The sequence below is a fragment of the Bradyrhizobium sp. Arg237L genome (assembly GCF_029990105.1).
In the GTDB taxonomy this organism is placed as follows: domain Bacteria; phylum Pseudomonadota; class Alphaproteobacteria; order Rhizobiales; family Xanthobacteraceae; genus Bradyrhizobium.
Genome location: NZ_JAQMIL010000149.1, coordinates 1 through 5,628, shown reverse-complemented (window position 1 = coordinate 5,628; position 5,628 = coordinate 1). Strand labels below are relative to the sequence as shown.

The following is a 5,628-nucleotide window of genomic DNA, read 5'->3' as shown; positions in this document are numbered from 1 at the left end:
GTCTTTTCACCCCCCTCACTCCCCGGCTGGGACCAGATGCCGGCAACGGTCAGCAAGCGTTTTGGCGAGGCTTGGTGTCTCGAAAAGAGGAGTCTCATCTTGATGTTGCCGAGCGTCGTCGCGCGGGTTGACCACAACATGCTGATCAATCCCGCCCACCCGGAATTCCGTCACATCACCACGACCCCGCACGAGCCGGTGTTTTGGGATCGCCGGCTGTTCGGCGCCTAGACCGCGGCTGACCGCAACTCCTGGGCCAGCGAGCGCGACAGAGACGGATTCCGGGACTCGGCTTTCAGGAAAAAGCCGGAACGTCCTCACTGCAGGAAAAAAAACAAGTATAATCCATGCCAGGTAGAGAATTAGGGGCAGGTTGGCATCGTAGCCCTGCATGCGACCCACAGCGGCTAGACCAGACGTGCACCTCATTAGAGGCGGTTCTTTCCTATGACACTCGCATCGCTTGGTCCAATAGACCTGCCTCCGGTGGGAGCAATGGTCATCGGCATCGTGGTGCTTTTGATGGGTGTTGTTGCCTACGAAAATTGGCGGGTGATGCGGAGGAAAGACCGGTCCAGCTTTCACGGAGTCGGGTTAAGTGACGCGAAGCCAAGACACCGTCCTTGGCAAGAGATGTCGTCATCGATGCGGCTGCTACGCGCGATCCTGCTCGCGAGTTCGGCGGTGGCCCTAATGTCGCTATGCACGGTCGGTTTCATTGAAACGGTTGCCATGAAACAGCCTAAGTTCGCTGACGCCGAGTTCGTTCACCCTCACAACATTAAAGGGGGTACGCACTTCTTCACGGACAGGCAGGAACGTATTCATGCTGTAGCGAAACCACTGATGATTGGTTTCGGGGCAGCTACTCTCGTTCTCATAGTGGTCCTTCGGCGCGATGACGAGAATTGGAGAGGGCGGAAACAGCGGGATTTACTGGATCGCCTCGCTACCAAGGAGTAGCGGCTAATATTCGTCTGAGGCTGAGAGCGGGATTCCAAATGCCGGGCATCCGACGTCGCTTCTTGGCCCGGAACTGAAGATCCTTTCGTCCATCCTGGATGCCGGCTTGTCGAGGTAAAGCGGACATAGGTCCGATTGATCGAAGTTCGTCCTCGACCCGCGACATCCCAAATGAAAAGCCCCGCCATCGCTGGCGGGGCTTTATGTGTTTTAGGCTAGGGGACCTACTTTGCCCACTGCAGGGCCGGGCATAGTTCGTACCCTAGTGCGGCGCTAACCTGCGGAAATTACTGCGTCGGATTTCGTGAATTCTGGATTATCGAACGTCGAGCCGGGCAAAGAGCGTCCCCCGATATCGATGCTGGCCGGCGCTTCGTACATGCCGCAGAACGGCATCTTTCTTGATCTTGGGGCCGACTGCCTGCGTACCCGGTGAGCAGATGCGCGGCCGCGTTCCCCGCGAAAAGCCGCGCATCATCGTTAACGGCACCTCAGGAAAACGGAGCCGGTGAAGCCGAAAAGCAGAAGCGAGCAGTCCCCTGGCAGGCGACCCCCTGACGTCATTCTGGACGAGGCCTTGATCGAAGAGGCCAAGATCGCTCGATCCGGGATGAGACGGACGTGTCGCTGGCCTGAGGAATTGTTCCGGGGCCGGCTGTCGGGGCTGTATCGGCTGAAAGCGGTAATCATAGCTGTCAGACGGGGATCGGTGCTCTTTCTTGTTTCTGACCGGTTGTTTATATTTGAGAGTGCAGGCGTATTTCGATGAGAACAACCGATGTCCCTGATCGTGACCGTTGCCGAAAGGAAGGCTCGTGAGACCGCGAGGCGTCGCGCCGCGGTTGATCGCGTCATGTCCGAGATGAAGGCATTCGGCGCCGAACACGGCGGGAGGTTCTTCATCTTCGGTTCTGCCGCCGAGGACAGGATGAAGTTCGACAGCGATCTGGATGTCATTGTCGACTTCCCGGCCGAGCGCGAAGCGGAGGCCCTCGACTTTGTCGAGGACGCCTGCCGCAGGCAGAATCTGCCGGCCGACATCCATCTGAAATCAAGGTCCAGCAGTGGATTTTTGGATCGCATCCGTAATCACATGATCCAGGTGCCATGAGCGACTCCAGATGGACTGACGTCGACAGGGATATCGACGACGCGCTGAGACACCTCGGCATGGCGCTCCGGATCTTCGACGCCGGCGGTTTCGACGCGCCGGATCTTGAGGGCTACAAGAGCTCGACCTCGTTTATGCACGCGATGGCCACCGGTTACACATCCGTCGAAAACGCTGTGAAACGAATTCTCGACATCTTGGGTGAGACGCCACCGTCGGGCGAAGCTTGGCACCGGGACCTTCTGGAGCGCGTCGCGAGACCCATGCCGGGGACCAACGCGAGGCCTGCCCTTTTCGACGAAGAGATGCGGCGCGACCTCCTCGAATGCCTGAGAATGCGCCATCGCGTCCGGCATAGCGACTACGACGAGTTCGTTCCAACCAAGGCCGAGCCGACGGTTGACGCCGTGCGGCGGGTCATCAAACGCATCAAGCAGACCATCGCACAGTTCAGGAAAAAGATAGACCCGGACCCGAGCGACGAAAACGACGGTGGGGACGGAGCCGGGGGCGGCGCATCGGGCGGCCCCCCGATCTAGCTGGCATATGCTGATCGAGATAAGAACCCCGCCGTCGCCGGCGGAGGTTTTATCTTTCCTAGCGAGGGGATCTACTTTGCCCCATTAGGGCACAAACTTGTAGGGGACCAACTTTGCCCACCACTGCACTGCAGCGGGGGGCAAAGTACGTCCCCAGCTCCTCTCCAAAACATTGAGATTGCAGACGCTGGATTCCGGCAACGAGCCGTAAGCTAGGACCGCCGATTGCGGCACCGAGCAAACTACGTCCCCCAGCTGGGCCGCTAATGACTGGAATCGCATCGTCTGGACTCCCATAGTCGGCAAGCAGATGCGAGGCAGTGAGCAAAGTACGTCCCCTAAGACCGAGACTTCGCCAGATCATCGGCTTCGGACCGAGCTTGTGGGGGCCTTCGAGCGTCGCTTTTGACCCTAAGCGACATTGTCGAGCTTCAACCTGACTACTTCCGGATCACTGGTCGGAATGATCACGATGCCCGGGCGGGGACCAAGGAAGAACCGATGAGACAGCGCAAACTCCGACTTCCGGTCGATTGTTGATTCAGCTAACGCCGGCATCGCGACGGAGTCGCACGATGCCGGCGCTCGCGTTCGGTTAGAGGCCTTCTTCTCAGAGGTTCGGATGCAGGTCTCGCACGGTGCTCACGCTTTCGAGTAGGGAGGCAAGATGCAGGATGGTCGACTCGGCGAGCCAGCTTCCGACGAGTTGCACGTTGATCGGCAGTCCTTCCTTACTGGTGCCGAACCGCATCGACAGCCCGGGCAAGCCGGTGACATTGAGCGGCACGGTCGCGCCTTGGAGGTAGGTGGCGTCCACGATCTTGCCGTTGATGACGAACTCTGCGGTGCCATGCTTGTGGGCCGGGATCGGCAGGACCGGGGTGATCAGCGCGTCGTATGTCCTGAAATAGTCGGCATAGCCGTCGCGCAGCCGCTCGGCGGCCTGCTCCGCGTCGATGTAGTCCTTCATGGACGTGTCGGGCAGCGAGAGCATGGTCTTGGCCATTTTATAAAGCTCGTCCTGGCTGCGGCCGGCGGTTGCCTCCGCGAATGCAGGCTTCATCTCCATCACGTGAAGGCGGTTGAACACGTCGAGGGCGAAGTCGCGCTCGAGCGCCGGGATGCGCACCGGCTCCACGAAAGAGCCCAGGTCCTTGAGCGCGTTGGCGGCCGCCTTCACCGTGGCGGCGACCTCGGGGTCGACCGGCCCGAAGCCGGGCTCGACCAGCCAGCCCACCCGGAGCTGACGATGGGGCGAGCGCCCTAGGCCGGCATCGAACTGCGCGGTGCTGCTCGTTGCGAAAGCGTCTTGGCCGTCAGGGCCAGCCAGTTGCGAGAAGGCGAGCGCGAGGTCGCGGACACTGCGTGCCATGGGACCAACATGCCAGAAGCGCCGCGGCGCGCGCGGCCAGATTCCAGTCATGGGTACGCGCCCATGCGTTGCCTTGAGGGAGACGATGCCGGTTTGCGCGGCCGGACCGCGCACCGAGATCGCAAGGTCGGTCCCCAGTCCCAGCGGCGACATGCCCGCCGCGATGGCCGCGGATTCACCGCCGCTCGAGCCCCCAGGCGTGCGGGTCAGATCCCAAGGATTATTCGACCTGCCGGAGAGCAGATTGTCGCTTTCGATCCAGTAGGAGAACTCGGGGAGGTTCGTCTTTGCGAGCAAGATGCCGCCCGCCTTCTTCATGCGCGCGACGCTGGTCGCGTCGATCTCGGGAACGCGTCCCTTGAAGATCGGCGAACCGCGCTGGGTCGCCACGCCCGCAGTGTCGATCGAGTCCTTCACCGTGAAGGGCACGCCATGCAGCGGCCCAAGCTCCTCGCCGGCGACGATCGCCTTCTCCGCCACCTTGGCGGCTTCGAGCGCACCGTCCGCAACCGTAACGATCGCGTTGATCTTCGGGTCCACGGCCCCGATGCGGTCGAGATGTGCCTGCACGACCTCCACTGGCGACAGCTCCTTGGTGCGGATCAGTTCGGCCAGCTTGGTCGCGTCGGAATAGATGATGTCGGTCTTCATGGGTCGTTACCTACCTAACACTTGGTAGATTGCGGATATCTCTTTCGAAACCCAGCGTCAAGCCCTATCTAACGCTTGGTAGGTAACCCCAGGGGTGTTCTTTGAGCGCAAATTCACGAGAGGCGATCTTGGCAGCGGCTAGGCGGACGGCGCAGGCTCATGGCTATAGCGGCCTGAACTTCCGCGATCTCGCGGCCGAGGTGGGTATCAGAGCCCCGAGCATCTACCACCACTTCCCGAGCAAGGCCGATCTCGGCGCGGCTGTAGCGAAGCGTTATTGGGAAGATACGGCCGCCGAACTGGACGCCATGTCGGCGGAATGCGCCGACCCGCTGCGCTGTCTGCAAGCATATCCCAGCATCTTCCGAAGATCGCTTGAGAGCAGCAACCGTCTGTGCCTTTGCAGCTTCATGTCCGCCGAATACGACGACCTCCCGGTAGAGGTTCAGAAGGAGGTGCAAGCTTTCGCCGACGTCAACGTCGCGTGGCTGAGCAGAACTCTTGTCGCAGCGGGCTTGATCGGACGTGAGGAGAGCGAAGCCCGAGCCCGCTCGATCTTCGCCGCCGTCGCGGGGGCCCAGCTCATGGCGCGCAGCCGCTCGGACATCTCACTGTTCGATGCACTCATCGATGGCTATCGAGCTGCTGGTCTCCTACCGGGCGGAAAGAAAGGATCTCGTGCATCGTAGAGCTCTGGCGGCAGTTTTCATGTCGCCTTTTGGGCCCATAGCCGAAACCCGGATTGAAGATCACCACGTCAGCTCACGGGGGTAGACCGGAGGTTGCTCAGGGCGGCGCCAAATGCCTCTTGTGATCCGAAGCTGACATTTGCATTGGCAAGAGTTTCTTGACCGACGTTGTAGCATGTCCAGCTCGGGTCCGGGATTTGCACAAAACCGAAATCCGGACCAGCGGCAATGATCCATACGAGCTCTGAAGAACAGCCTCTGCAAAACGTTCGAGGGTTTTGCCAATCCAAGCGGTACGATCTG

Annotated in this window: 6 protein-coding genes; 5 read left to right on the top strand and 1 reads right to left on the bottom strand. The window is 60.5% G+C overall.

The features are described from left to right. The 4 genes from OZ411_RS42430 to OZ411_RS42415 form a co-directional block, all read left to right on the top strand. Nucleotides 1-231, top strand: a 231-nt coding sequence (locus tag OZ411_RS42430) for an RES domain-containing protein (protein WP_349017083.1), incomplete at its 5' end; no start/stop codon positions are given. Between the two features lie 264 nt (nucleotides 232-495). Next, a complete protein-coding gene (locus OZ411_RS42425; protein WP_282532727.1) occupies nucleotides 496-963 on the top strand; it encodes a hypothetical protein in 468 nt (155 codons plus the stop codon). Between the two features lie 853 nt (nucleotides 964-1,816). Next, entirely contained in the window at nucleotides 1,817-2,074 is a 258-nt protein-coding gene (locus OZ411_RS42420) for a nucleotidyltransferase domain-containing protein (protein ID WP_282532726.1), read from the top strand. Then, on the top strand, nucleotides 2,071-2,613 hold the full coding sequence (locus OZ411_RS42415; RefSeq protein ID WP_282532725.1) for a hypothetical protein: 543 nt from the start codon (nucleotides 2,071-2,073) through the stop codon (nucleotides 2,611-2,613). Before OZ411_RS42420 ends, OZ411_RS42415 begins: the two co-directional genes overlap by 4 nt. 610 nt (nucleotides 2,614-3,223) lie before the next feature. On the opposite strand, the gene OZ411_RS42410 is transcribed toward OZ411_RS42415, so the two are convergent. Next, nucleotides 3,224-4,636 carry an amidase gene (locus OZ411_RS42410; protein WP_282532724.1) on the bottom strand — a complete coding sequence of 471 codons (1,413 nt, stop codon included), beginning with the start codon at nucleotides 4,634-4,636 and terminating at the stop codon, nucleotides 3,224-3,226. Between the two features lie 101 nt (nucleotides 4,637-4,737). Here OZ411_RS42410 and OZ411_RS42405 point away from each other — a divergent pair, with 101 nt between their 5' ends. After that, nucleotides 4,738-5,325 (top strand): TetR/AcrR family transcriptional regulator, encoded by a 588-nt coding sequence (locus tag OZ411_RS42405; protein ID WP_282532723.1) that lies wholly within the window; start codon nucleotides 4,738-4,740, stop codon nucleotides 5,323-5,325. The last annotated feature ends 303 nt before the right edge of the window (nucleotides 5,326-5,628 follow it).

What these genes read in the sequence shown, in the direction of transcription:
- OZ411_RS42425 (WP_282532727.1), top strand. Translation starts at nt 496, where the DNA reads ATGGTCATCGGCATCGTGGTGCTTTTGATGGGTGTTGTTGCCTACGAA.
- OZ411_RS42420 (WP_282532726.1), top strand. Translation starts at nt 1,817, where the DNA reads ATGTCCGAGATGAAGGCATTCGGCGCCGAACACGGCGGGAGGTTCTTC.
- OZ411_RS42415 (WP_282532725.1), top strand. Translation starts at nt 2,071, where the DNA reads ATGAGCGACTCCAGATGGACTGACGTCGACAGGGATATCGACGACGCG.
- OZ411_RS42410 (WP_282532724.1), bottom strand. Translation starts at nt 4,636, where the DNA reads ATGAAGACCGACATCATCTATTCCGACGCGACCAAGCTGGCCGAACTG.